The 22,553-nt window shown below is 55.3% G+C and carries 26 protein-coding genes and 1 pseudogene; 7 read left to right on the forward strand and 20 right to left on the reverse strand.

Translation table 11 applies throughout. The features are described from left to right. The first annotated feature begins 8 nt into the window (after positions 1 to 8). The 3 genes from ACWKXT_RS10385 (at position 9) to dgcQ (ending at position 2,957) form a co-directional block, all read left to right on the forward strand. Positions 9 to 923 (forward strand): DUF808 domain-containing protein, encoded by a 915-nt coding sequence (locus ACWKXT_RS10385; protein ID WP_454527920.1) that lies wholly within the window; start codon positions 9 to 11, stop codon positions 921 to 923. A gap of 77 nt (positions 924 to 1,000) precedes the next feature. Continuing rightward, positions 1,001 to 1,183, forward strand: coding sequence for a YodC family protein (locus ACWKXT_RS10390; RefSeq protein WP_061097751.1), 183 nt, complete (start codon positions 1,001 to 1,003; stop codon positions 1,181 to 1,183). A 73-nt stretch (positions 1,184 to 1,256) separates the two neighbouring features. Further along, on the forward strand, positions 1,257 to 2,957 hold the full coding sequence (dgcQ, locus tag ACWKXT_RS10395; protein ID WP_454527828.1) for a cellulose biosynthesis regulator diguanylate cyclase DgcQ: 1,701 nt from the start codon (positions 1,257 to 1,259) through the stop codon (positions 2,955 to 2,957). Here the strand turns inward: dgcQ and ACWKXT_RS10400 are convergent. Together ACWKXT_RS10400 and yodD are read right to left on the reverse strand one after the other, a co-directional pair. After that, a complete protein-coding gene (locus ACWKXT_RS10400; protein WP_454527827.1) occupies positions 2,942 to 3,742 on the reverse strand; it encodes a mannosyl-3-phosphoglycerate phosphatase-related protein in 801 nt (266 codons plus the stop codon). The two genes, dgcQ and ACWKXT_RS10400, sit on opposite strands and share 16 nt — an antisense overlap. Positions 3,743 to 4,042: 300 nt before the next feature. After that, complete coding sequence (gene yodD, locus ACWKXT_RS10405; protein ID WP_080329534.1) at positions 4,043 to 4,270, reverse strand: YodD family peroxide/acid resistance protein; 228 nt, start codon at positions 4,268 to 4,270, stop codon at positions 4,043 to 4,045. 129 nt (positions 4,271 to 4,399) lie between these two features. Here yodD and dsrB point away from each other — a divergent pair, with 129 nt between their 5' ends. Continuing rightward, positions 4,400 to 4,588 carry a protein DsrB gene (dsrB, locus tag ACWKXT_RS10410; protein WP_013097741.1) on the forward strand — a complete coding sequence of 63 codons (189 nt, stop codon included), beginning with the start codon at positions 4,400 to 4,402 and terminating at the stop codon, positions 4,586 to 4,588. Between the two features lie 102 nt (positions 4,589 to 4,690). On the opposite strand, the gene rcsA is transcribed toward dsrB, so the two are convergent. The 14 genes and pseudogenes from rcsA to fliF form a co-directional block, all read right to left on the reverse strand. Continuing rightward, on the reverse strand, positions 4,691 to 5,314 hold the full coding sequence (rcsA, locus tag ACWKXT_RS10415) for a transcriptional regulator RcsA (RefSeq protein WP_013097740.1): 624 nt from the start codon (positions 5,312 to 5,314) through the stop codon (positions 4,691 to 4,693). Between the two features lie 278 nt (positions 5,315 to 5,592). Next, a pseudogene (gene fliR / locus ACWKXT_RS10420) lies at positions 5,593 to 6,394 on the reverse strand (flagellar biosynthetic protein FliR). Positions 6,395 to 6,401: 7 nt separating this feature from the next. Continuing rightward, positions 6,402 to 6,671 (reverse strand): flagellar biosynthesis protein FliQ, encoded by a 270-nt coding sequence (gene fliQ / locus ACWKXT_RS10425; protein WP_008500315.1) that lies wholly within the window; start codon positions 6,669 to 6,671, stop codon positions 6,402 to 6,404. Positions 6,672 to 6,680: 9 nt separating this feature from the next. Further along, entirely contained in the window at positions 6,681 to 7,418 is a 738-nt protein-coding gene (gene fliP / locus ACWKXT_RS10430; protein WP_139936775.1) for a flagellar type III secretion system pore protein FliP, read from the reverse strand. Further along, positions 7,418 to 7,792: a flagellar biosynthetic protein FliO gene (fliO, locus tag ACWKXT_RS10435; protein WP_217478873.1), complete on the reverse strand. Its 375-nt coding sequence runs from the start codon at positions 7,790 to 7,792 to the stop codon at positions 7,418 to 7,420. Before fliO ends, fliP begins: the two co-directional genes overlap by 1 nt. A 2-nt stretch (positions 7,793 to 7,794) precedes the next feature. Continuing rightward, entirely contained in the window at positions 7,795 to 8,208 is a 414-nt protein-coding gene (gene fliN, locus ACWKXT_RS10440; protein WP_003859592.1) for a flagellar motor switch protein FliN, read from the reverse strand. After that, positions 8,205 to 9,209, reverse strand: coding sequence for a flagellar motor switch protein FliM (gene fliM / locus ACWKXT_RS10445; RefSeq protein WP_256043555.1), 1,005 nt, complete (start codon positions 9,207 to 9,209; stop codon positions 8,205 to 8,207). Before fliM ends, fliN begins: the two co-directional genes overlap by 4 nt. 4 nt (positions 9,210 to 9,213) lie before the next feature. Further along, complete coding sequence (gene fliL, locus ACWKXT_RS10450) at positions 9,214 to 9,684, reverse strand: flagellar basal body-associated protein FliL (RefSeq protein ID WP_454527826.1); 471 nt, start codon at positions 9,682 to 9,684, stop codon at positions 9,214 to 9,216. 106 nt (positions 9,685 to 9,790) lie between these two features. After that, positions 9,791 to 11,008, reverse strand: coding sequence for a flagellar hook length control protein FliK (gene fliK / locus ACWKXT_RS10455; protein ID WP_454532388.1), 1,218 nt, complete (start codon positions 11,006 to 11,008; stop codon positions 9,791 to 9,793). Beyond that, the gene (gene fliJ, locus ACWKXT_RS10460) at positions 11,005 to 11,448 is read right to left on the reverse strand and encodes a flagellar export protein FliJ (protein ID WP_006811155.1); all 444 of its coding nucleotides are present in this window, start codon (positions 11,446 to 11,448) and stop codon (positions 11,005 to 11,007) included. Before fliJ ends, fliK begins: the two co-directional genes overlap by 4 nt. A 21-nt stretch (positions 11,449 to 11,469) precedes the next feature. After that, the gene (gene fliI, locus ACWKXT_RS10465) at positions 11,470 to 12,840 is read right to left on the reverse strand and encodes a flagellar protein export ATPase FliI (protein ID WP_454527824.1); all 1,371 of its coding nucleotides are present in this window, start codon (positions 12,838 to 12,840) and stop codon (positions 11,470 to 11,472) included. After that, complete coding sequence (gene fliH / locus ACWKXT_RS10470; RefSeq protein ID WP_045260350.1) at positions 12,840 to 13,547, reverse strand: flagellar assembly protein FliH; 708 nt, start codon at positions 13,545 to 13,547, stop codon at positions 12,840 to 12,842. The genes fliI and fliH overlap by 1 nt, the downstream gene beginning before the upstream one ends. Then, a complete protein-coding gene (gene fliG / locus ACWKXT_RS10475; RefSeq protein WP_080329526.1) occupies positions 13,540 to 14,538 on the reverse strand; it encodes a flagellar motor switch protein FliG in 999 nt (332 codons plus the stop codon). Before fliG ends, fliH begins: the two co-directional genes overlap by 8 nt. Continuing rightward, complete coding sequence (fliF, locus tag ACWKXT_RS10480) at positions 14,531 to 16,210, reverse strand: flagellar basal-body MS-ring/collar protein FliF (RefSeq protein ID WP_454527822.1); 1,680 nt, start codon at positions 16,208 to 16,210, stop codon at positions 14,531 to 14,533. The genes fliG and fliF overlap by 8 nt, the downstream gene beginning before the upstream one ends. A 228-nt stretch (positions 16,211 to 16,438) precedes the next feature. Between fliF and fliE the strand changes: the two genes are divergently transcribed. The 3 genes from fliE (at position 16,439) to yedD (ending at position 18,056) form a co-directional block, all read left to right on the forward strand. Continuing rightward, a complete protein-coding gene (gene fliE / locus ACWKXT_RS10485; protein WP_008500329.1) occupies positions 16,439 to 16,753 on the forward strand; it encodes a flagellar hook-basal body complex protein FliE in 315 nt (104 codons plus the stop codon). 241 nt (positions 16,754 to 16,994) lie between these two features. Further along, positions 16,995 to 17,507 carry a DUF4823 domain-containing protein gene (locus ACWKXT_RS10490; protein ID WP_454532389.1) on the forward strand — a complete coding sequence of 171 codons (513 nt, stop codon included), beginning with the start codon at positions 16,995 to 16,997 and terminating at the stop codon, positions 17,505 to 17,507. Positions 17,508 to 17,642: 135 nt separating this feature from the next. After that, entirely contained in the window at positions 17,643 to 18,056 is a 414-nt protein-coding gene (gene yedD, locus ACWKXT_RS10495; RefSeq protein WP_454527820.1) for a lipoprotein YedD, read from the forward strand. A gap of 541 nt (positions 18,057 to 18,597) precedes the next feature. On the opposite strand, the gene amyA is transcribed toward yedD, so the two are convergent. From amyA to fliD, 4 genes are read right to left on the reverse strand one after another with little or no spacing between them, the layout of a single operon-like run. Further along, positions 18,598 to 20,085 (reverse strand): alpha-amylase, encoded by a 1,488-nt coding sequence (gene amyA, locus ACWKXT_RS10500; RefSeq protein WP_454532390.1) that lies wholly within the window; start codon positions 20,083 to 20,085, stop codon positions 18,598 to 18,600. 52 nt (positions 20,086 to 20,137) lie between these two features. Continuing rightward, positions 20,138 to 20,512 (reverse strand): flagella biosynthesis regulatory protein FliT, encoded by a 375-nt coding sequence (fliT, locus tag ACWKXT_RS10505; RefSeq protein WP_454532391.1) that lies wholly within the window; start codon positions 20,510 to 20,512, stop codon positions 20,138 to 20,140. Positions 20,513 to 20,517: 5 nt separating this feature from the next. After that, positions 20,518 to 20,922: a flagellar export chaperone FliS gene (fliS, locus tag ACWKXT_RS10510; RefSeq protein ID WP_023312296.1), complete on the reverse strand. Its 405-nt coding sequence runs from the start codon at positions 20,920 to 20,922 to the stop codon at positions 20,518 to 20,520. 21 nt (positions 20,923 to 20,943) lie between these two features. Beyond that, positions 20,944 to 22,368, reverse strand: coding sequence for a flagellar filament capping protein FliD (gene fliD / locus ACWKXT_RS10515; RefSeq protein ID WP_454527818.1), 1,425 nt, complete (start codon positions 22,366 to 22,368; stop codon positions 20,944 to 20,946). Positions 22,369 to 22,553: the final 185 nt, after the last annotated feature.

Below are 22,553 nucleotides of genomic sequence, written 5' to 3' on the forward strand. Positions count from 1 at the left end.
GGATCACGATTTTGGCAGGAAGTAGCTTATTAACATTGCTGGATGATATTGCCACCTTACTGGACGATATTTCCGTGATGGGGAAACTGGCGGCGAAGAAAACCGCAGGCGTGCTGGGGGACGATCTCTCGCTTAACGCGCAGCAGGTGAGTGGGGTCAGGGCTAACCGTGAACTGCCCGTGGTATGGGGTGTGGCGAAAGGCTCGTTCCTGAATAAGGTGATCCTGGTGCCGCTGGCGCTGCTGATCAGCGCATTTATTCCCTGGGCCATCACGCCGCTGCTGATGATTGGCGGAGCATTTTTATGCTTCGAAGGCGTTGAGAAGGTGCTGCACTCTTTGAGTTCGCGCAAGCAGAAGGACACGCCGGAGATGCGCCAGCAGCGCCTTGAAGCGCTTGCCGCGCAGGATCCGAAAGTTTTCGAGCGCGATAAAATCAAAGGCGCCATTCGCACCGACTTTATTTTGTCGGCTGAAATTGTCGCCATTACGCTGGGCATTGTCTCCGATGCGCCGCTTCTGAATCAGGTGCTGATCCTCTCCGGGATCGCCATTCTGGTCACGGTGGGCGTTTACGGCCTGGTCGGGCTGATCGTGAAGCTGGATGATATCGGCTACTGGCTGGAGGAGAAATCCAGCGCGGTGGCTAAAGGCATCGGCAAAGGCTTACTGACGCTGGCACCGTGGCTGATGAAGAGCTTGTCCGTGGTGGGTACCCTGGCGATGTTCCTCGTGGGCGGCGGCATTGTGGTCCACGGCATTGCTCCGCTGCATCATGCCATCGAACATTTCGCCTCGGCGCAGGGGAGCGTGGTGGCAGCTATTCTGCCCACGCTGCTTAATCTGGTGTTGGGCTTTATCGTTGGCGCTATCGTGGTGGCGGCGGTGAAACTGATCGAAAAAATGCGCGGCACAGCGCACTAATGTTACCCGTCGCAGGGTGCAAAAAGACCATTCCTCGTCTAAATTGAAACAGTTTCACCCTGATACAGGAGGCAGGTATGGTCTTTTTGGTCAGTGATGAAGTTAAGCCTAAGAAGGGCGGCCCGCGGATGATTGTCACCGGGTATTCCAGCGGAATGGTGGAATGTCGGTGGCATGACGGTTATAGCATTAAGCGGGAAGCCTTTCGTGAAGATGAGCTTCAGCCGGGAGACGGCCAGCGCAAGCACGATCAGGCTTAATCACATAACGCCCGGCTTTGCCGGGCGTTTTTACCTGAAGTACCGGGTGTAAGGCAGTAATCAGGGAGTGTGTGTGCAGCGCGATACCTTTGTTGTAAGACGATCTTTTCTGCAATGGCTGCATAAGCGTAGCAATCCGGGTTTGATTGTTAACCTCTGTTTTATCGTTGTTCTGGTATTTTCCACCCTCCTGACCTGGCGTGAGGTGGTAGTCCTCGAAGATGCGTATATCTCCAGCCAGCGTAACCATCTGGAAACCGTGGCCAGCTCGCTGGACAGGCAGCTGCAGTACAGCGTGGATAAGATGCTGTTATTTCTCCAGAGCATGCGCGATGCGCTACAGACGCCGCTGGCGTTTGATGTTATGCACGATGCGGTGTCGCACTTTAACGCGGTCCGCATGCGCCCCACCTGGCAGCTTTTCGTTGATAAAAAACGAACCCTTCCCATTAACGGTGTGTCGGATGCGTTTGTCGAAAAAACCTCGCTTCTGAACCGGGACCCTGAGCACATCAGCAATGAAATTTCGGCTGCGCTTGAGGTGGGCTATCTGCTCAGGCTGGCGACATCGAGCAGGCATAGCGAATCGCGGGTTATCTACGTTTCACGCGCCGGGTTTTATCTTTCAACGGACGCGCAGACAGAGGCGAATGATATTATTCCCCGCTATTATCACCTGGTCACGCAGTCCTGGTTTACCCAGCAGTCAGAACGTAACAATCGCGCCCGCGCGGTGCGCTGGTTTATCTCCACGCCGTCATCCTGGACCGGTGACGAGCGAATGATCACCGCCAGCGTTCCTATCTATTTCAATCGCTACTGGTATGGCGTAGTGGCGATGGATTTTTCGTTGAATACGATGCAACGCCTGCTGGCAGAGGCGACGGATGACCGGACGGAGGGCGAGTATCAGCTGTACGACTCCCGGCTCAATATGATTGCCACCTCTGAAAAGACAGATAACCAGGTGAACCATTTCGATGAACGCGAAATCGCGCAGATTGCGCAGGCGATCGAGAACGATACCGGCGGCGGCATCCGCCTCGGCAGCCGGTTTATCAGCTGGCAGCGGCTCGACCATTTTGATGGTCTGGTTTTGCGGGTCCATACTCTGCAGGAAGGGGTACAGGGCGACTTCGGCAGCATCAGTATCGTACTGGCGTTGCTGTGGGCGCTCTTTACCGCGATGCTGCTGATATCGTGGCTGGTGATCCGCCGGATGGTCAGCAACATGTACACGCTGCAGCACTCGCTCCAGTGGCAGGCCTGGCACGACCCGCTAACCCGCCTGAATAATCGCGGCGCGCTGTTTGAACGCGCGAAAATTCTGGCGGAGAAGTGCCATCAGCAGTCGCTGCCGTTCTCGGTCATTCAGTTGGACCTCGATCATTTTAAAAGCGTCAATGACCAGTACGGCCATCAGGCCGGTGATAAGGTGCTTTCCCACACGGCAGGGCTGATTGCCAGCGCGTTACGTAAAAACGACGTGGCCGGGCGCGTGGGGGGCGAAGAGTTTTGCGTCATCCTGCCGGGAATCGGTCTTGAGGAGGCAAGAGTGATTGCGGACCGTATTCGATGCCGAATAAACAGTAAGGAAATACTGGTGAAAAAGAGCACGACCCTGCGCATCAGCGCGTCACTCGGCGTCAGCAGCGCGCAGGAAAAAGAAAACTACGATTTTGAACAGCAGCAGTCGGTTGCGGACGCCCGGTTGTACAAAGCGAAGCAGGGCGGGCGTAACCGGGTTGTCTGGAACGATCAGGACAAAAAGTGATCCAGACCCTCCTGCCAGCCGACCGGTCCGGGGCGTTGGGTGTGATAGACCCGTTCGGGGTTATCGTCCCGTAACGTGATGCCCTGGCGGTTTAGCCCCTTAATCACCACCGCGAAGTCCACGCTGTCCAGCAGCGGCGCATCGTTCGGGCCATCGCCGAGTCCCAGGGTGGTCGGTTCGATATTTTCGTGCTCCCGGTATTGTTCCTTCAGCCAGTTAACCGCCACGTCCTTGCCACAGTAAGCATCGAGAATGTGCCAGAAGCGGGCACCCTGCAGGCATTTCAGACCGCTTTGCGCCAGCGCCTCCTCAAACCGGGCCATTGCTTCATCGGTATCGCGCCAGATGAGCGTGACGGAGGCCTCATGCTTTCGTGCAAGCGCCGCACGGTAGCGCGTCAGTCCCGTCCATTCGCTGATGACGCGTTCGTCCACGTCGTCAAAGGTAGTAAATTTGAAGCCCTCCTGCTGGCGGAGGCGCTCGATAAGCGGACGAATCTGCTCGTGCGTCATGCCTCTGATATGGCGTTTTTCCCTCTCCCAGCGCACGTCAGGCTGGATAACCGCGCCATTCTCAGCGATAAACGGCAACCCTTCCAGACCCAGATCCTGCTGAATATCCAGCATCTCCGCCGCGCTCTTGCTGCTGCAAAGAATAACCGGCACCTGGTTATCCTGCAGTTTGTCCAGCCACGGCATTGCTGGCTGCCAGTCATAGGTATGAATATCCAGCAACGAACCGTCCAGATCGGAAAAAATCAGCAGGGAACCCTGGAGTGAAAGCATAATGACTCCCGAAACGTATGTACGCCAGACTAAGATTATTCCTAAAAAATCACCGCAGGTAAAACCGCGTTTCAGAGACCCGATCCAGTCAAACCCGCATTCAGCGTGTGTTAATACTCATAACCAAAATGATTATGTTAAAAATATTATATTCGCCATGAGAATATATGCTTGTCATACAAAAACGTTGAGGATAGTGTTGTTTGTACATCAGATTTCCTGGTGTAACGAATTTTCAAGTGCTTCTTGCATAAGCAAGTTTTGATCCCGGCCATCCCCATGACCGGGATTTTTTTCGTGCTAACGATTTGCTTCAGACACGCTAAAGTCATGAATATCGAGCTCGAAGGCCTCCGCCAGTTCGCGATAGGTGTGATAGTCCCTTCCGTTGACAATGACGTGGTCTGAATTATCGTCCGAACGACGGACTTCTGACTCACTGATCTCATTGATAGCGGCCAGCAGGGCATCGACATCCACCTCGACCTCGCGTTTGATGGTGTCGCTGTACTCTTTATCGGTCTTCATTACGGGGTTCCTCATTCAACCGTGTCCAACGGTAAGTATAGACTGTGTATAAAAACGCCATTCACGCCGGGCGGCGATGTGTGTTTTTGCGTTTTGTTCTACACTGGCTCAAAACCAGAGGAGGAATGTATGAAGGTCAACGATCGGGTAACCGTTAAAACGGACGGCGGGCCGCGCCGCCCGGGTGTGGTACTGGCAATTGAAGAGTTTAGCGAAGGCACAATGTACCTGGTATCACTGGAAGACTACCCGCTCGGCATCTGGTTTTTTAACGAACTGGGGCATCCGGACGGTATTTTCGTCGAGAAAGCGGAATAGCACGGCGTCGGGTGGCGTTGCGCATGCCCGACTACGCAGCGAGAAGCAAAAATCTCTGGCCGGGCCAGAGATCAAAGGTAGGGTGCAGAGGGGTTTAAGCCACTAACGCATGTTGACGAAAATCCCGTTCGTCACATTATCGGTCAGACGTACCACGTGATAGATCACTTGCTTATTATGCGTTTTAATTTTCCTTTTAATATTTCCTTTGTGTGACGAAACGGTTTTCGCTTTAATATTCATCTGGTCAGAGATCTGAATAGTGCCTTGTCCCGCCATCCACATTCGCAGCATACTTGATTCAGTCCTGCTTAATGAAAGGGTGGGTAAGTTAACCGCTCCTACATTTTTAACTTCTTTATTCAAATAATCACCCAGGATGTCATCCAGTGACTCAGGTTTAATCGACTTAGAACTGATCAATAAATTTTTACGGACCAACAAATACTCATCGAAATGGATATTTGCGATCGCCATAAAAACAATAAACAGGGTTTTTGGATGCTGATTAATGATTTGCTTAATGTGCTGACTGTTGGCTGGATCGTGAATGAAACAGTCCTCATTAATAAACACCACGCCTGGTTTTAGTTCGTCACAAGCGGCTGCGAGTTCTTCAACGGTGTGTGCATCGTTGATGTCTCTCTTTCTTACCCCTCTGCTTGCCAGGTACCCGGTTAACCCTAGCCGGGTGTAGCTGCATAAATCCATAATGATCGTTGACATGGCATACCCTCACTCAATGCGTAACGATAATTCACCATCTGCCTGAGAGCTCAAAACAGCCATACGGGATGGAAAAAAATAATAAACCTGTGAGCATGACAAAGACTTTCAGGCGGACTCACTATCCCGTAAAGTTACGTATAATTTGCCAGGAATCTTCTTAAAGTAAAGTAAATATTAAGTATTGTGAGGTGGTTAGAAACATTTAAACCGCGTCAGATATATCCTGGAAGATGTTTTTCATGTTTTATTTTAGGAATATCCTCAGAAAGACAATATCAACCGTGAGGGCTATTATTTACGGGGTAACTCGCTGACAATATCCGCTAACAGATTGAATATCTCGCCGAATAAATGTTCACAGAAGGGGGCGATAAGGGGCATCAGTAATGACATTAATAAAATTCCGACCGTCAATGTCAGCGGAAAACCAATCACAAACACGGAGAGCTGCGGCGCCATTCTGTTCAGTAAACCTAATGCCAGGTTGACGGTGAGCAGCAGCGTGATGATCGGCAGAGCCAGCATCAGGCCGTTCAGGAAGATCAGCCCCGCCGCGCGGGTCAGCGCGAGGAAGGCATTGCTGTTGACCGGGTTCTCACCAATCGGCAGCGTATGGAAAGTGTCCACCAGCATGGAGATGAGCCACAGATGACCGTTAAGCGACAGAAACAGCAGCATGGCGAGCAGATCGATGATGCGCGCCAGCACCGGCATGTTGAGATGGCTGCCGGGATCGACAAACGTGGCGAACGATAGCCCCATCTGCAGGCCAATCAGCTCCCCGGCCGTACGCACGGCAGCGAAGGCGAGCTGCATGGTAAAGCCCACGGCAACGCCGATCAGCACCTGCTGCAATGCCACCCACACCGCAGTCGCCGAGAAGATCGGAATATCCACGGGAGGCAGGGAAGGAGCGACGATAATGGTGATGATAATGCCCAGCCCCACTTTGACACGCTTGGGGATCGATTTCTCGCTGAGAATGGGTGCGGTAGAGATCAGCGCCAGAATGCGCAGCATCGGCCAGAAATAGACGCCGAGCCACTGAACCCACTGGTCGCTGGTGAAGTGCAGCATCGTCAGGTCAGCCGATGATGTACGGCAGATTGGTAAACAGGTTGCGCATATAGTCCAGCAACAGGTTCAGCATCCACGGCCCGGCCACGATAATCGCCACGAAAACGGCGATGATTTTCGGGATAAACGACAACGTCATTTCGTTAATCTGCGTGGCGGCCTGCAAAATACTGATAATCAGGCCGGTGACCAGCGCAACAAGCAGGAGTGGAGCGGCAACGGCAATCGCGATTTTCATCGCTTCCGTGCCCATCATCATGACCGATTCGGGTGTCATTGCCGTTCCTTAACTGTAGAAACTCTGCGCCAAAGAACTGACCAGCAGCTGCCAGCCATCGACCAGCACAAAGAGCATGATCTTAAAGGGCAGGGCAATGGTGGCGGGCGGCACCATCATCATCCCGAGCGCCATCAGCACGCTGGCGATCACCAGGTCGATAATCAGGAACGGAATAAAGATGGTAAAGCCAATCTGAAACGCGGTTTTCAGCTCGCTGGTGACATAGGCGGGCAGCAGAATGCGCATCGGCACCGCTTCCGGCCCCTGCAGCTCGCCGGTATTGGACAGGCGGGCGAACAGCGCTAAATCCGCTTCGCGCGTCTGGCGCAGCATAAATTCCCGCAGCGGCTGAGCGCCTTTTTCCAGCGCCTCCTGCATGGAGATTTTATCTTCGCTGAACGGCTGGTAGGCGTCGGTATAAATCTTATCTATGACCGGCGACATGATGAAAAAGGTCAAAAACAGCGCCAGGCCCAGAAGAACCTGATTTGGCGGTGCGGACGGTGTGCCGAGCGCGTTTCGCAGCAGACCAAAAACAATGATGATGCGGGTGAAGCTGGTCATCATCAGCAGAATGGCCGGGATAAAGGTCAGCGAGGTGATAAAGACCAGCGTCTGAACCGGGAGCGACCAGCTTTGACCGCCGCCTGCGAGAGGGGTGGAGATCAGTCCGGGCAGCTGTGCATAAACCGCAGGAGCAAACAGGCCAACGCCCGCAAGCGTCAGGGATAACAAACGGCGCATCAGGATCTCCCGGAACGCTTAAGCAAACTCTTCATGACGGACTGAAAATCCGCAGGGGCTTGTGCGCGCTCGTCCACCGTGACGGGGGCGGGCGGCAGTTTATGTAATACGTTGATAGTTGAGGCGGTCACGCCCAGAACCAGACGTGCATCTTCTACATCGACGATGACCACGCGTTCGCGTGGCCCCAGCGTGGTGCTGGCGCTGACCTTCAGGCCGCGGGTGCTGGCGGTTTTACCCGCCACACCGAAACGCTTTGCCAGCCAGGCGGCGATAAGAATAAAGGCAATAATACCGAGCAACGCCCCGCTCACCTGGAGCAGCGGGGAGCCGGGAACGGCAGACGGTTGTGATATTGTTGCCTGGGTTTTCATGCTTAACGGCTCAGTCGACGCATGCGTTCAGACGGGGTAATGATGTCGGTGATACGCACGCCATATTTATCGGCAACCACCACCACTTCACCCTGAGCAATCAGATAACCGTTGATCAGAATATCAAGCGGCTCACCGGCCAGGCCGTCAAGGGCCACAACAGAACCCTGCGTCAGGCGCAGCAGCTCTTTAATGGTCATCCGGGTGCGTCCCAGTTCAACGGTCAGCTTAACCGGGATGTCCATAATCAGGTCGATGTCCTGCAGCGTGCCGCTGACGTCGCCGCCGCCTAACTGCTGGAATACCGCGTCCGCCGCGCTTTTCGTCGGAGTCGTTTTTTGCTCGTTTAACGCGTCAGCCCACAGATCGTCCAGTGCTCCGCTGTTTTCATCGGACGGATTGTTCATGTCACTCATTTGGGCTGTTCCTCATTCAGCGAATTCAAAATCGGGTTGATCAAGTGCTCAACGCGTAACGCATACTGACCGTTAATCGTGCCGTACTGGCTTGTAAGTACCGGGACACCATCCACGTGGGCAATAATGCGGTCGGGTTTGTCTATCGGCAAAACGTCGCCGGGTTGTAATTTCAGGATCTGGGATAACCGCATCGAGATGTCGGCAAAGTTTGCCACCAGCTCCAGCTGCGAGTGCTGCACCTGGCGCACCAGGTTTTCACGCCAGTTCTGATCTTCGTTGCGTGAGTTCTCCAGCGGCGGGTTAACCAGCAGCTCGCGCAGCGGTTCAATCATGCTGAACGGCAGGCAGATGTTGAACTCACCGGTCAGGTTACCGATCTCCACGTGGAACGGCGTGTTGACGACGATATCGTTCGGGGAGGTGGTGATATTGGTAAATTTCACCTGCATCTCAGAACGGACGTACTCCACTTCCAGCGGGTTAATCGCTTTCCACGCGTCGCTGTAGGATTCCAGCGCCAGCTTAAGCATACGGTTAATGACGCGCTGCTCGGTGTGGGTAAATTCGCGACCTTCCACTTTGGTCGGGAAACGCCCGTCGCCGCCGAACAGGTTATCCACCGCAATGAACACCAGGCTCGGCGAGAACACCACCAGACCGGTGCCGCGCAGCGGCTTCAGATGAATCAGGTTAAGGTTGGTTGGCACCGGCAGGTTGCGGGCAAACTCATGATACGGCTGAATGCGGATCGCTCCGACCGTGATATCCGGGCTACGACGCAGCAGGTTAAACAGTCCCATACGGAACTGACGTGCAAAACGTTCGTTGATGATCTCCAGCGCCTGCAGACGTTCACGTACCACGCGACGCTGGGTATTGGGATCGTAAGGACGAATATTATCGTCGCTGGTGAGACCCGGTTGCGGATCGTCATTCTTATCGCTGTCGCCATTAAGCAGCGCGTCGATTTCTGCCTGAGAAAGAATACTGTCGCCCATGTCGTTACCGCAGAATGAAGGCTGTATACAGAACGTCAGTGACTTCCTGCTTAGGTTGACCGTTTACCAGCGGAGTTGCCAGCGTCTGTTTGATGGCCTCGACCAGCTTTTGCTTGCCCACGTCGGTAGCCAGCGCCGAAGCGTCCTGACGAGAGAACAGCAGCAGAAGACGGCTGCGCACTTCCGGAAGATAATCGTTCAGGCGCGCGCGGGTCGCTTCGTCCTTCAGGCGCAGCGTAATACCGACATACAGCACACGATCCGCATCACCGAGGTTAACGGTGAAGGTGTCGAGAGGGAAAAAGACCGGCGCCGGCGGTGGGGCAGGTTCGGCTTTGGCCGCAGCGGTTGAAGGTTCCTGCTGCATACGCCAGTAACTATAGCCCGCGGTAGCGCAGGCGGCGAGCGTGATCAACACCAGCAGCGGGATCCAGATGGAACGCTTACTTTTTTTGGTGATAGCGGAGTCTGTCATCTGATACGAGCTTCCTGTTTCGGTACAGCTTAATAAGGTGATTATCCCGTGTCCTGCCGTCGTCAAAGCGTGGAAAAGACGGGGATAATCACGCTACCTCTGGCGTTTAGGCGAAGATGTCTACGGCACTGTTACCGCGCGCCGCGGATTGCAGGGCGGCAGGGGTTGGCAGGAGTTCATCGCTCTCTTCATTAAAACCGCCGTGCTGGCCCGGGCGTGAAGCATGATGCTGCTGGGATGACGACTGCTGCTGTCCGGCAAAGCTCTCGCTGCTGACGCTGCTCTGAGAAAGCTGAATGCCGTTCTCCGCCAGCGAGGTCCGCAGGACGGGCAGTGCCGCTTCCAGCGCCGCACGCACGTGGCTGTGCGCAGAGACCATCTGCAGCTGAGCCTGGTTATCATCCAGCTTGAGCGAGATTTGCACCTGGCCCAGATCTTCCGGGTGCAGGCGCAGCTCCGCCGTCTGCTGGCCCTGCTTAGTGAACAGGGTGATGTGCTGGCTCAGGGACTGCTGCCATTCGTGAGTACCCAGAGGCTGGCTTAACACCGGCGCGGTGGCAACGGTGGCGGCAGGCTGGCTGGTCGCATGGCTGGACATAATCGGCGCCAGGGTAGCCGTTGGGGATGCTGAGGAGGACGAACTGGCGAGCTCCTGCTTCTCTGCGGCTGCGGCCACGACCGGTGTGGCAGGCGCGTTGGCGGCGAGATCCTTCGCCTGGCTCTGACAGGATGCAGAAAGCTGCGCCTTATCATGGCTTCCCGCAGGCGCGTTCAGGGACGGTTGCCCTGCGCCATTTTGCGTAAGCGTTGCTGGACTCAGCGCCGGGGTGGCAGATACGCCATCGCTGCCCGCCGCACGAGATGCAGTAGTTTGCTGGTGCGGCAGCATCGCCATCAGCGCACTTAACCCTGCCAGCTCTTCTTCACTCAGCTCGGCTTTACCGTCATCTTTACCGTTGGCCGCATTGAGCGTTTTCAGCGCGTCACCCTTAGACAGCGGCACCAGCCCGGTAACCAGCGAATCAATCGACGTGACGGGCGACGTTTCATCGCCATTCAGCGCAGCCTGGCGCGAGAGCAGGTCGGCAATTTTGGCCTGCAGGGTGGTATCCCCTTTGGCGTCCTGAGCCACCTTTGACAGCTTGCTGCCGGCGGCTTTCAGGTCCGCCAGGGTGAGTGGCGCATCGTTGCCCTTGCCCGTTGCGTCCGTCAGGGCGCCCGCCAGCAGGGAGAGAAAGTCTTGCGCACCCTCGGTGCCTTTCCCTGATGGCATCCTGCCTGACAGATCGCTGTCGCTCATCAGCAGTTGTTGCAGTGTGATCATTCCGGTTTCCTCATTGATGCGCGCTGGGCAAACTCATCCATTTTCTTCTGATCCAGGCGGTTTTCCGCCAGGGTCGAGGCTGCAATCTGCCGGTCCTGTAAGGTTTGCCAGGCCTGCAGCCGCTGTTTTTTCTCGCGCCAGAAATTCAGCGCGGTATCGACTTTCTGGGTCCACTGGTTTAGCTGCTGGCGGTGCTGCTCTATCGCCTTCTCCAGCGTCTGGATAAACTGCTGATAGTTAATCCAGCGCTGGCTGCCAATGCCCTGTGTCATATCGGTATTGAGGTTGGTGCGATATTCATGCTGATAGTCGATTAACATCTTCAACTGCTCTTCAGCCTGCTGGCACCCGCGTCGCATTGCGCCAAGCTGCAATGCGGCATCATCAACTTCTTTTTCAGCCAGATCTTTCAGCGTTGATAACGCGCTGTTTTGCGCCATGACCTTCGCCCTCCACCTGTGTTACACCTGCGGGAAAATCAGCTCCAGTGCCTGGATTGAATCTTCCCAGTCGGCACGCTCAAAAATGCCCTGTTGTAAAAATGCCTCCAGCTGCGGCCAGAGGCTAATCGCCTTGTCGAGCATCGGGTCGCTGCCTTTGGCGTACGCCCCTACGCTGACCAGATCGCGGTTGCGCTGGAAGCTGGAAAGCAGTTGTTTGAAGTTACGCACGCGGGCGTAGTGCTGCTCGGTAATTAATGCCGTCATCGCACGGCTGATGGACGCTTCAATATCAATCGCCGGGTAGTGTCCGGCTTCAGCCAGACGACGCGACAGCACAATATGGCCGTCAAGTATCGCGCGCGCGGAGTCGGCAATCGGGTCCTGCTGATCGTCGCCTTCCGTCAGCACCGTATAGAACGCCGTAATAGAGCCACCGCCGCTGATGCCGTTCCCCGCACGCTCTACCAGCGCCGGAAGTTTGGCGAAGACCGAAGGCGGATAGCCTTTGGTCGCCGGTGGCTCACCGATGGCCAGCGCGATTTCACGCTGCGCCATCGCGTAGCGGGTCAGGGAGTCCATGATCAGCAGCACGTGCTTGCCGCGGTCACGAAAATCTTCGGCGATACGGGTGGCGTAGGCGGCACCCTGCATACGCAGCAGCGGCGACACGTCCGCCGGGGCGGCGATAACCACCGAACGGGCGCGGCCTTCCGCACCCAGAATATTTTCGATAAAGTCTTTTACTTCTCGACCACGCTCGCCGATCAGGCCCACAACGATCACGTCGGCCTGGGTATAGCGCGCCATCATGCCCAGCAGGACGGATTTCCCGACGCCGGAACCGGCGAACAGGCCCATACGCTGCCCGCGTCCTACGGTGAGCAGGGCGTTAATCGGACGCACGCCGGTATCCAGCACATGTTCAATAGGGGTACGCTGCAGAGGGTTGAACGGCTGGGTAATCAGCGCGCCGGTTTCGGTGGTGTCCGGTGCGGGCAGACCATCCAGCGGTTTCCCGCTGCCGTCCAGTACTCGGCCGAGCAGGGCAGGGCCAAGCGGCAGCTGTTTCCCGCTTTGCAGCCCGTCGCCGCTGATGTTTTTCGCGTAGACGCGCGCGCCGGGCAGAATGCCTTCCACCTCTTCAAGCGGCATCAGGAACAGGCGCTGGCCGTTAAACCCGACCACTTCGCTTTCGACTTCACGCGTTTCCTGACCATCCTGACGCTCAATGACGCAGGTCGCACCCAGCGGGAGCTGCAGGCCGGTCGCCTCCAGGACCAGACCGGTGGCGCGCGTCAGTCGCCCATAACGACGAACAGATGGCAGTTGCGCCATCTTCGTCTCAAAGTTGTCGAGCGTGGTGAGCCAGCGGGTGAGGCGTGCGGTCATCAGACGACTCCCGGTGCCGCCAGGCGGCACAGTTCCTGCCAGCGGGTGGCGACGCTGGCATCCAGGTCGCCTTCATCGGCAGAGACTTTGCATCCGCCGTGGTGCAAGGACGGGTCGCCGCGCAGACGCCAGCCGTGCAGGCTAAGCGTTGCGCCGAGGCTCTCTTCCACGCGCTGCAGATCGTCCGGGTGGACGCGCAGCTGCGGTTTGCCGCTGAACAGCGGCTCCTGCTGAAGTAGCCCCTGAATTTGTTTGATCAGCGCGGTGTTATCCACCACCGGCGTCTGGCCGATAACCTGACGCGCGGCTTCCAGCGCCATCTGCATCAGACGAGAGGCAATCACGCTGTCCAGCGCGTCCAGCGTGTGCTGGAACTCGCTGACGAGCTGCTGCATGCGGGCATGGATCGGAGCCTGCTGCTGGCGCGCCTGATCGATGCCGTGCTCTAACCCCTTCGCCAGACCTTCCTGGTACCCCAGATCGTGACCCTTCTGGCGACCTTCATTCAGGCCGGCATTGTAGCCCTGCTCGTGCGCCTGCATTTGCAGCTGCGCCAGCATCTGCGCTTGCTGCTCCTCTTCGCTCAGCTCGGGCTGCTCGACGTCCGCGTCGGGCTCTGCGGGCGAGACCACCGCGGGCGTGAATTCGGCAAGGGGAGGGGCCAGATCGTCCGGCGTCCAGCGCTTCCACGACAGCTCATTAGACATAGGTGTCGTCTCCGCTGCCAATTACCATCTCGCCGGTTTCGGCCAGGCGACGAACAATAAGCAGGATCGCTTTCTGTTCGTTTTCCACCTGAGACAGACGCACCGGGCCACGGTTGGCAAGGTCGTCGCGCAGGATATCTGCCGCACGCTGAGACATGTTGCGCAGGAACTTCTCGCGCAGCGGCTGCTCGGCACCTTTGAGGGCGATAAGCAGTGACTCGGAGTCCACTTCCTGGAGCAGGCGCTGGATGCTGCGATCGTCCACTTCGACCAGGTTTTCGAACAGGAACATCTCGTCGATAATTTTCTGTGCCAGCTCGCCGTCGAATTCGCGAACCGCCGTAATGACCGCCTCTTCCTGCTGCGTTTTCATCAGGTTGATGATTTCCGCCGCCGTTCTCACGCCGCCCATTTTGCTGCGCTTGAGGTTCTGGCCGTCGAGCAGGTTGTTCAGCACTTCGGTCAGCTCCGCCAGCGCGGCCGGCTGGACGCCGCCGAAGGTCGCGATACGCAGCATCACGTCGTGACGCAGACGCTCTTCGAACAGGGCCAGAATATCCGCCGCCTGGCCGCGTTTGAGGTGAACCAGGATAGTGGCGATAATTTGCGGGTGCTCGTCGCGAATAAGGTCGGCGGCACTCTGCGGCTCCATAAAGTTGAGCGTTTCGATCCCGCTGGCGGTATCGCGCGTTTCCAGAATATCTTCCAGCAGGCTGGCCGCACGCTCTTCGCCCAGCGCCTTAACCAGCACGGAGCGCAGGTAGTCGTTGGCATTGACGTTGAGCGCCGCAAACTGTTCGGCTTCCTGCTCAAATTCCGACAGCACATCGGTCAGCTGCTTGTTGGAGATCTGACGCACGTTGGCCATGGCCGCACTGAGAATTTGTACTTCGCGCTGGGAGAGGTGCTTAAACACCTCTGCCGCGCGGTCTTCGCCAATGGTCATCAGCAGGATGACGCTTTTATCGGTGCCCGTAAGCGTATTACTCATGTTCGTTACCCATCCACTGGCGGATGACCAGCGCCACGACGCGCGGATCGTTATCTGACATTTCGCGAATGCGCTGGCTCATCACCTCGGCACCCATGCGCTGGTTCGCGCGGCGCTGCTGCATCTGTTCATCTTTACTGAGGCGAACTTCAACCGCTTCTTCCACTTCCTGACGCGTATTGATCTGTTCGCGAGCCGCTTTTTCGGCTTCAGCACGACGCTGGAGCTGCGGACGAACGCCCTTACGCCACAGCAGCCACGCGACAATCAGCACCAGCAGCCAGCGTCCGGCGGACATCAGCTGATCGATAAACGCCTGCTGTTGCCAGAACGGCAGTTCACCGCCGGTCTCTTCAACCGAGTTGAACGGTGAGTTCACTACGTTGAGGGTATCGCCGCGCTTCTCGGAGTAGCCCATCGCTTCGCGGGTCAGGTTCTCAATCTGCTTCATCTGCTCGGCGGTCAACGGCAATGGTTTGCCATCCGGCAGGGTTTTGTAGTTCACCACTACCGCCACTGAGAGACGCTGAATATCACCCACGTTCAGCTTAGTGTGGCGAATGGTCCGGTCCACTTCGTAGTTCGTGGTTTCGTTACGGCTGCTGGTGCGCGGACCGGCGTTATTGGTCGTTGAAGTGGTCTGCTGATTATTTTGCTGACCGTTCTGCTGATTGGCCGGTGGCGTAGAAATCGGCGCCGCGTTAGCCGGAGCAGGTTGGTTAGAGAGCGCGCCCGGCACGCCGCCAGGGTATGCCCCGCCCACCTGCTCGCTGGAGTTGATCTGACGTGAACGCATCACCGCCTGAGCCGCATCGCCGTTCGGGCTGTATTGCTCTTCGGTTTGTTCTTTATTAGAGAAGTCAATCTGCGCGGTGACCTGCGCGTGCACGTTGCTGTTCCCCACCACCGGGCCGAGGATCGCCTCGATGCGGCGCTGGAGACGGTTTTCAACATCGGCGGCGTATTTCAGCTGCGCGTCGTTCAGGTCACGACCGGCGGTATTGGACTGGGTCAGCAGGTGTCCGCTTTGGTCCACCAGCGTGACGTTACCCGGCGGCAGGCCGGCGACGGCGCTGGAGACGAGATGCGTCACCGCGCTGATTTGCCCTTCGTCCAGCGCGCGGCCCGGTTCAAGGTTTACGGTAACGGAAGCCGAAGGAGATTTCTGTTCACGAACAAATAAAGAAGGTTTAGGCATCGCAAGGTGCACACGGGCACTCTTCACCGGGCCTAACGTTTCAATGGTGCGGGCCAGCTCACCTTCCAGCGCACGCTGGTAGTTAACCTGCTCGCTGAACTGGCTGATACCGAATTTTTCCTGGTCCAGCAGTTCAAAACCGACCGCGCCGCCCTTCGGCAGACCCTGCTGTGCCAGACGCAGACGCAGCTCGTGCACCTTATCTGCCGGTACCTCAAGCGCACCACCGTTATCGGCAAAGCGATAGGGGATGTTCATCTGGGTCAGTTGGGTGACGATGGCGCCGCCATCCTGATCGGAAAGGTTGCTGTAGAGCGTGCGGTAATCAGGGCTTTTCGCCCATAAAACCATCGCTACAAGGATCGCAATTGCGGCAGCGCCTGCCACGATCAACGGGATTTTAGGATTCGCGCGAAGGCGGTTCATCCACTCGAGTGATTTATTCTGTGGCGCTGTCGATGCTGTAGCACTCATTGCGCACCTCTTAAATCCTGGTGGTTTACGTTATTCGTGTAGAGAAACAAAACTGACTCCCGGGTCGGCAAACACGACAAAAGTTCCATATTGATGGCCCTGCCATTATTTGACGATTCCGGATTTTCTATGCGTCAAATAACCTGGTTTTTTAACGCTATTTACCGCCATTATCTTATTGACAAGCTGTTAGTCTTGACCGCGTAAAAAACCATCCAGGGGAGAGTCATGGCTATACAGGGCATTGAAGGGGTAATCAGTCAGTTGCAGGCAACGGCGATGACGGCCCGTAATCAGAATGTGGCAGACCAGCAGCCGAGCATCAGCTTTGCAGGGCAACTGCATGCCGCTCTTGACCGTATCAGTGATACCCAGACCGCTGCCCGCACGCAGGCGGAGAAGTTCACCCTCGGCGAGCCGGGCGTGGCGCTGAATGATGTGATGACCGATTTGCAAAAAGCCTCGGTTTCCTTGCAGATGGGGATCCAGGTGCGTAACAAGCTGGTGTCGGCGTATCAGGAAGTGATGGGGATGCAGGTTTAAGTAATCTAATTTTATTAAATTTACAGATAATTATTGATTTCATTCATGTTATGGGGCATGGGCGGGGCAAAGTTCATTACATTTCATTTTGGAAAGGCGTTTCCTACGGTCAATTTCGCCTTCAAGAACTGTTCTCCCTCAGGCATATCACCAGTTTTGTCGCCTCTTCATGATGCAAACATATGTTTCAACTGGACTGGCCTGATAAGATGTATCTCCTTTATTTTACAGGGATAGAAAAGTGAAAAGTTTGTTTGTGTTTTTTTCTGCAATTTTACTGGCAGGTTGTTCTGCTAAATACAGCACAAATAATATTCAGGAGCGTACAGAGCCCCTGTTGAAAGATGCCTCAGTTGCGATCTCTCAGCCAACTGACGGTGTATATGAAACACACACTTATTCGGGTTCTGGCAAAGCAACGGCAGACGCTGTAAAAGCGGCCTTTTTGCGACATTCAGATAATGTAACTGTTTTAACTGATTGTGATGATCTCGCCTGTCTGAAAAGCCGCCATACAATTAGTCGCGGATATTATGTGGTCCCACAAATACTGCACTGGGAAGATCGTGCAACTGAGTGGTCCGGCATTCCAGACAAGATTGAAGTGAAAATCACTATTTATAATGCTGAATCCAATAATCGTGTTGCATCAACAATTATCAACGGCAAAAGCAAGTGGGCTACCTTTGGTGGCGATCACCCACAGGATTTGTTGCCAGAACCTGTAAATGCATTTATCTCGAGTCTGTATTAATCCTCCATCAATCTTTCATACAAAACCCCGTATAAATGGGGTTTGGCAGGCTTTAGTAAAGCCCCCGTCGATCTTCGCTGGCAGCCACAGCGCTTTAATGCCACAATATTTTTTTCTTCGAATGCAGGAAAGATGATGAAAAAAATAGCAATTGCTGGCGCGCTGCTGGCACTGACCGGGTGCGTTCAGGTCGATAATTATAACGACGTGATTAAGCATCCCGTCCCGGCACACCTGGCGGGATACTGGCAGTCAAAAGGGCCGCAGAGCAGCCTGGTGAGTCCCGAAGCGATTGCCACGCTGGTGGTGACGGAAGAGGGCGATACGCTGGACTGCCGCCAGTGGCAGCGCGTGATTGCCGTGCCGGGTAAGATCATGCTGCGTTCAGACAGTTATTACAACGTCACGCGTAAGCTGGATATCTACCCGCTGGATCGCGACGGCTCAACGCTGGAGTATGACGGGATGGAGCTGCAAAAGGTCGACCGCCCAACGGTTGAGTGTGCCGATTACCTGAGCAAGAATCCGCTGGAGAGTAAGCTGCCCTAAGGGTAAACGCAAAGCGGCAACCTCGTTGCCGTTTTTGGTGTTTTTCATCCTCTCCCTTTGGGCTGAGGAATCCCCAGTAATTTCTCTACTCGAAGCGATGAACGTTGCTTCAGGAAAATGAATGGCTTGCAGCGACGCCCTGGTCCGGCTGTAAATCGCTGAGGCGTTTCCTGCAGGCCGGGGCGAGGCGCATGGATGCGCCGAGAGGGCGGGCTTTACAGGGATGTTACCTCTGCCCGTCCCCGATAAGCCGAAAGGAATAAGCCGAGGGTACCGCGAAGCGGCGATTTACCGCCGGGAGCCCGGGTCGCCAGGGTGGCGGCGACTGAGCCATCCTGGCACGTTCACTGGTCCTGTCGTAACAGAGTAGCAAGGAACGTAAAGTGAACGGAATGACCACTACCGCCGTATGTGCCCCTCACCCTAACCCTCTCCCCAAAGGGGCGAGGGGATTGTTCACGGCACGCATCAATTTGTGGGGATTCCTCAGCCCTTTGGGAGAGGGGCGGGGTGAGGGGACCAGGCCGCACCTTTTCCATTACTACAACGCATCTTCAATCACCCACACGCTGACGCTCCCCCCATTACAGGTAAACGTTCCTTCGCCATCCGCCGCTGTGGTGACTGTTTCTTCGCGATTGCCGAGAAAATCACGCCACGTTTTGTTGCCGTAGTTTTCCCCCAGGCAAATCACTTTCTCGCCGTCGTCGCCGTTCGACATGACCACCACGCAGCCAGGATCGTCCTCTGTGCCGCTGCGGCTGAAGGCGATGCAGTTTGGGTGGTCAAAAAACAGCGTCTGTACGCCGTGGGCAAAACGCTGGCGGGCGAGGATCAGCTCGTGAAGCTGCTCAATCACCGGCATATCAATGTGGTAGGTTTCGCCGTCTCCCCCCGTATCGTCATAGCTGGCACCGAAGAGATCCGGATAGAAGACGCTCGGCACACCGTTTTCCCGCAGCAGGATCAGCGCGTAGGCCAGCGGCTTAAACCAGGCTTCGACCGGGGCCTCCAGCGCCTGCAAAGGTTGGGTGTCGTGGTTAGCGACAAGGGTGACTGCATGGAACGGGTCGGCCTCCACCAGCGTACCGGTGAAGATTTGACTCATGTCGTAATCCCGCCCCTGACGCGATGCTTCGTGGAATTTCATCTGCAGGGGGGCATCAAACAGCATGGTTTTGCCCTCGACCTGGTCAATATAGGCCTGCAGTTTGTCCACCTCGTGAGACCAGTATTCCGCCACGATAAATAACGGCTGCTCGGCGACCTCCTGTACGTGCTCTATCCACTCTTTGTAAAACCAGGCGGGAATATGCTTGACGGCGTCCAGACGAAAACCGTCGCAGCGCGTCTGTTCCATGACCCAGCGGGCCCAGTATTTGATCTCCTCGGTGACGGCATGGTTGCGAAAGTCGATGTTTTCGCCCATCAGGTAATCGAAGTTACCCATCTCATCATCGACCTGGTCGTTCCAGCCTTCGCCGGTGTAGTCGTTGACGATTTTAAAGATCCCGTCTTCATCGGGGGTTTCAATATGATCGATACCGCTGAAGCATTTGTAATCCCAGATAAACTGCGAATATTGTCCGGCGCGGGCAGGGAAGGTGTAACGTGTCCACGCTTCACACTCGACGATCTCATCAGCGATTTGCGTGCGGTCCTGTTCATTCACGCGCTGAACGCGGACAGGCTCTTTCTCATCGGCGCCCATTTTGTGGTTGACCACCACGTCCAGCAGTACGGCAATGTCGTTGCTTTTGAGGGCGTCGATGGCCTCCAGCAGCTGCGCTTTATCGCCATATTTCGTGGCGACGCTGCCCTTCTGGTCAAACTCGCCGAGATCGAACAGATCGTAAGAGTCATAACCAACCGAATACCCGCCGGAAGCCCCTTTATACGCGGGCGGCAGCCAGATCATGTTGATGCCGATTTCATTCAGATTGGGGGCTAACGCCGTGACTTCTCGCCACAATTCACCGCCAGCGGGGTAATACCAGTGAAAGCATTGTAACAGGGTGGGGTTTTTCATCGTCCGTGCTCCAGAAGCCATTTGGCAGACTTCTGGAGTATGGATGAAGAAATCATAATTGTGTGTCGCGGGTAACACTTTCTGGATAAAGAATATTCCCTGACAGCTTTCCATAGGTAGAGGTAATGGATTGCTGTTTGCCGGTTTGATCGATGAGATTACGCAGTTCGTCCATCCGCACTTTCAGCAGCGCCTTTAACGTATTCTCATTGTCGAGGATCATTTCCAGCAGCGCACGCGCTTGATCAACCTGAGCCGGAGGGCATGACATGATGGGTGTTTGCGAAATCCTTTCCACCAGTTGAACGTAATGCATTTCCTGCTCGATAAGCGCATCCCATTGACCAGAATGTGCGAGATTTAGCATAGCAATGCTCTGAGCATGTAACGCCTGCCAGTGGCAAAGCGCTGCGCTGGGATTATTCATCAAAATTATCCTGAAATAGAGGACGCATTGGGGCCGATTTGCTTCCACGCATCCGCAATGTTGTTTAATAAACCCTCGACTTCAACAATTGCGTCTACGTCATTACTGACGTTCGCCAGTAATAAACGTCGAACCATATATTCGTACAAGGAGGCAAGATTACCGGACAACTCGCTCTCAACCTCCATGTTCAGTCCTGCTTTTAAACCGTTGTCGATGATGTTAATGGCTTTCGATAACGCTTCGCCTTTTTCGCGAATTTGTCCGGCTTCCATGAACAAACGCGCGCGGACAAGGGCGCTATGCGCCCCGTCGAACAACATGACAATCAGCTGGTGTGGACTGGCATTCATGACTGCGCTTTCTACTCCTATTTGCTGATAGGATTGAACACCAGAGGTCTTATACATTTCCACTCCTCAATGCGACGACTATTTTTGTGAGAACTGTTGGGTCAGGTAGTTGGCCGTATTGGTCATTTTGGTGACTAATACGTCCAGACTGGTGAACTGAGCTTTGTAACGCGCCATGGTGGCATCAATAGAGGCTTCCATAGAATCGTAACGTTCGCCCAGGGTTTTCAGCGTTTTGTTGATACCGTCTTTCGCATTCTGGATCACGCCCGCGCTGCCGGTACTGGTGCTGAGCATGGTCGTCAGCGTGTTGTTCATCTGGGTCGCCAGACCGGTTTTCTTTCCGTCACCGATAAAGTACTGCTGTACTGCGGTCGGGTTGTCGGTCAGCGCTTTTTTCAGCTTATCGGTATCCACTTTGAGGTTACCGACCGTACCGTCTGCGCCTTTGACCGGATCCTGGGTAATCCCCAGCTGAGCCATGATCTGAACGGAGCCGGCCTGCACTTCGGTCAGCAGACCGCGCAGCTGAGACTGGATCCCGCGCACGTTTGCATCACCAACCAGTGCGCCGTTGCTGGTGGACTGACCGCCAGCGCCTGCGTCGACCGCGACATATTTGGTCAGGCTGTTAATCGTGGACTGCAGTGAGTTATACGCGGTTACCCAGTCCGTTACGGCTTTCTGGTTCGCATCCGTGGCGCGCGTCACTTCCAGCATTTCATCCGCTTTACTTTCTGCCTTCACGGTGAAGGTCATCCCCGGCAGCGCATCGGAGATGGTGTTCGATTGGCGCTCAATCTTGATGTCGTTCACGACGACAATGGCATTCTGCGCAGCGGTGTTCACCGTCAGCGCGCCGGTTTTGGCGGTTGAATCGTAGCCGATGGCGCTTTGCAGCTTGTCGTCACCGGTGACGCTGATGGTCATCTCGCCATCCATACCGGTGGTTTTCGAGGAGAGCATCAGGCGGTAATCGCCGTCTTTTGCCTTAATTACGCTGGCGGTAACGTTGCCGTTCGCTTTGTTAATCGCACTGGCGATCCCGGCAAGCGACGTATCGCCATCGGCCAGATTCACCTCTAAAGGCGTTTTTGTCCCCGGCTGGGTAATCGTAATTTTACGCGTCGTGCCGGTCGTATCGCCCAGCAGCTCGGTGTTGGTGGTATAGGAGCCCGTCGTGAGCGCCTGTGCTTTTGCCACCTGGTTGACGTTAACCACATAAGAGCCGACGGATGCGTCTGCGGTCGTGGTTGCCGTAAAGGCCGTATTGGTGCTGCTTACGGCGGTTGAGTTCCATGTGGTCGCTTTACCCAGCGCAGCGGTCGCAGTCTGCAGCGAGGTCATGGCACTCTGCAGCTTGCCGTACGCGCTTAACTGTGCGTTATACGTTGATTGCTGGGAAGTAATCGTCTTCAGCTTGGTTCTTTCGGCTGCGTCCAACTGATTATATAAATCCCCGAGTCCTGCAGAACCTATCCCGAGGTTACTGATAGTAGCCATGCATATTTTCCTTAAATACGAAAGTAGTTCAGGACTCTTATCGGCCTCTAATAGCAAAAGTTTACGATCGTGAGAAAAAAATAATCCAAAGAATAGGCATGTCCTGGCGTGGTAAATGAAACGATTGCACTTTGGGATAATTTTTAGTGCGTCAATAACACAGGTAAGTGTGTGCCTTTTTTGTC

It is taken from the genome of Enterobacter sp. UPMP701 (assembly GCF_053709515.1).

Coding starts and splice junctions, on each gene's coding strand:
- ACWKXT_RS10390 (WP_061097751.1), top strand. CDS start 1,001: ATGGTCTTTTTGGTCAGTGATGAAGTTAAGCCTAAGAAGGGCGGCCCG.
- ACWKXT_RS10400 (WP_454527827.1), bottom strand. CDS start 3,742: ATGCTTTCACTCCAGGGTTCCCTGCTGATTTTTTCCGATCTGGACGGT.
- yodD (WP_080329534.1), bottom strand. CDS start 4,270: ATGAAGACCGATAAAGAGTACAGCGACACCATCAAACGCGAGGTCGAG.
- dsrB (WP_013097741.1), top strand. CDS start 4,400: ATGAAGGTCAACGATCGGGTAACCGTTAAAACGGACGGCGGGCCGCGC.
- rcsA (WP_013097740.1), bottom strand. CDS start 5,314: ATGTCAACGATCATTATGGATTTATGCAGCTACACCCGGCTAGGGTTA.
- fliQ (WP_008500315.1), bottom strand. CDS start 6,671: ATGACACCCGAATCGGTCATGATGATGGGCACGGAAGCGATGAAAATC.
- fliP (WP_139936775.1), bottom strand. CDS start 7,418: ATGCGCCGTTTGTTATCCCTGACGCTTGCGGGCGTTGGCCTGTTTGCT.
- fliO (WP_217478873.1), bottom strand. CDS start 7,792: ATGAAAACCCAGGCAACAATATCACAACCGTCTGCCGTTCCCGGCTCC.
- fliN (WP_003859592.1), bottom strand. CDS start 8,208: ATGAGTGACATGAACAATCCGTCCGATGAAAACAGCGGAGCACTGGAC.
- fliM (WP_256043555.1), bottom strand. CDS start 9,209: ATGGGCGACAGTATTCTTTCTCAGGCAGAAATCGACGCGCTGCTTAAT.
- fliL (WP_454527826.1), bottom strand. CDS start 9,684: ATGACAGACTCCGCTATCACCAAAAAAAGTAAGCGTTCCATCTGGATC.
- fliK (WP_454532388.1), bottom strand. CDS start 11,008: ATGATCACACTGCAACAACTGCTGATGAGCGACAGCGATCTGTCAGGC.
- fliJ (WP_006811155.1), bottom strand. CDS start 11,448: ATGGCGCAAAACAGCGCGTTATCAACGCTGAAAGATCTGGCTGAAAAA.
- fliI (WP_454527824.1), bottom strand. CDS start 12,840: ATGACCGCACGCCTCACCCGCTGGCTCACCACGCTCGACAACTTTGAG.
- fliH (WP_045260350.1), bottom strand. CDS start 13,547: ATGTCTAATGAGCTGTCGTGGAAGCGCTGGACGCCGGACGATCTGGCC.
- fliG (WP_080329526.1), bottom strand. CDS start 14,538: ATGAGTAATACGCTTACGGGCACCGATAAAAGCGTCATCCTGCTGATG.
- fliF (WP_454527822.1), bottom strand. CDS start 16,210: ATGAGTGCTACAGCATCGACAGCGCCACAGAATAAATCACTCGAGTGG.
- fliE (WP_008500329.1), top strand. CDS start 16,439: ATGGCTATACAGGGCATTGAAGGGGTAATCAGTCAGTTGCAGGCAACG.
- yedD (WP_454527820.1), top strand. CDS start 17,643: ATGAAAAAAATAGCAATTGCTGGCGCGCTGCTGGCACTGACCGGGTGC.
- amyA (WP_454532390.1), bottom strand. CDS start 20,085: ATGAAAAACCCCACCCTGTTACAATGCTTTCACTGGTATTACCCCGCT.
- fliT (WP_454532391.1), bottom strand. CDS start 20,512: ATGAATAATCCCAGCGCAGCGCTTTGCCACTGGCAGGCGTTACATGCT.
- fliS (WP_023312296.1), bottom strand. CDS start 20,922: ATGTATAAGACCTCTGGTGTTCAATCCTATCAGCAAATAGGAGTAGAA.
- fliD (WP_454527818.1), bottom strand. CDS start 22,368: ATGGCTACTATCAGTAACCTCGGGATAGGTTCTGCAGGACTCGGGGAT.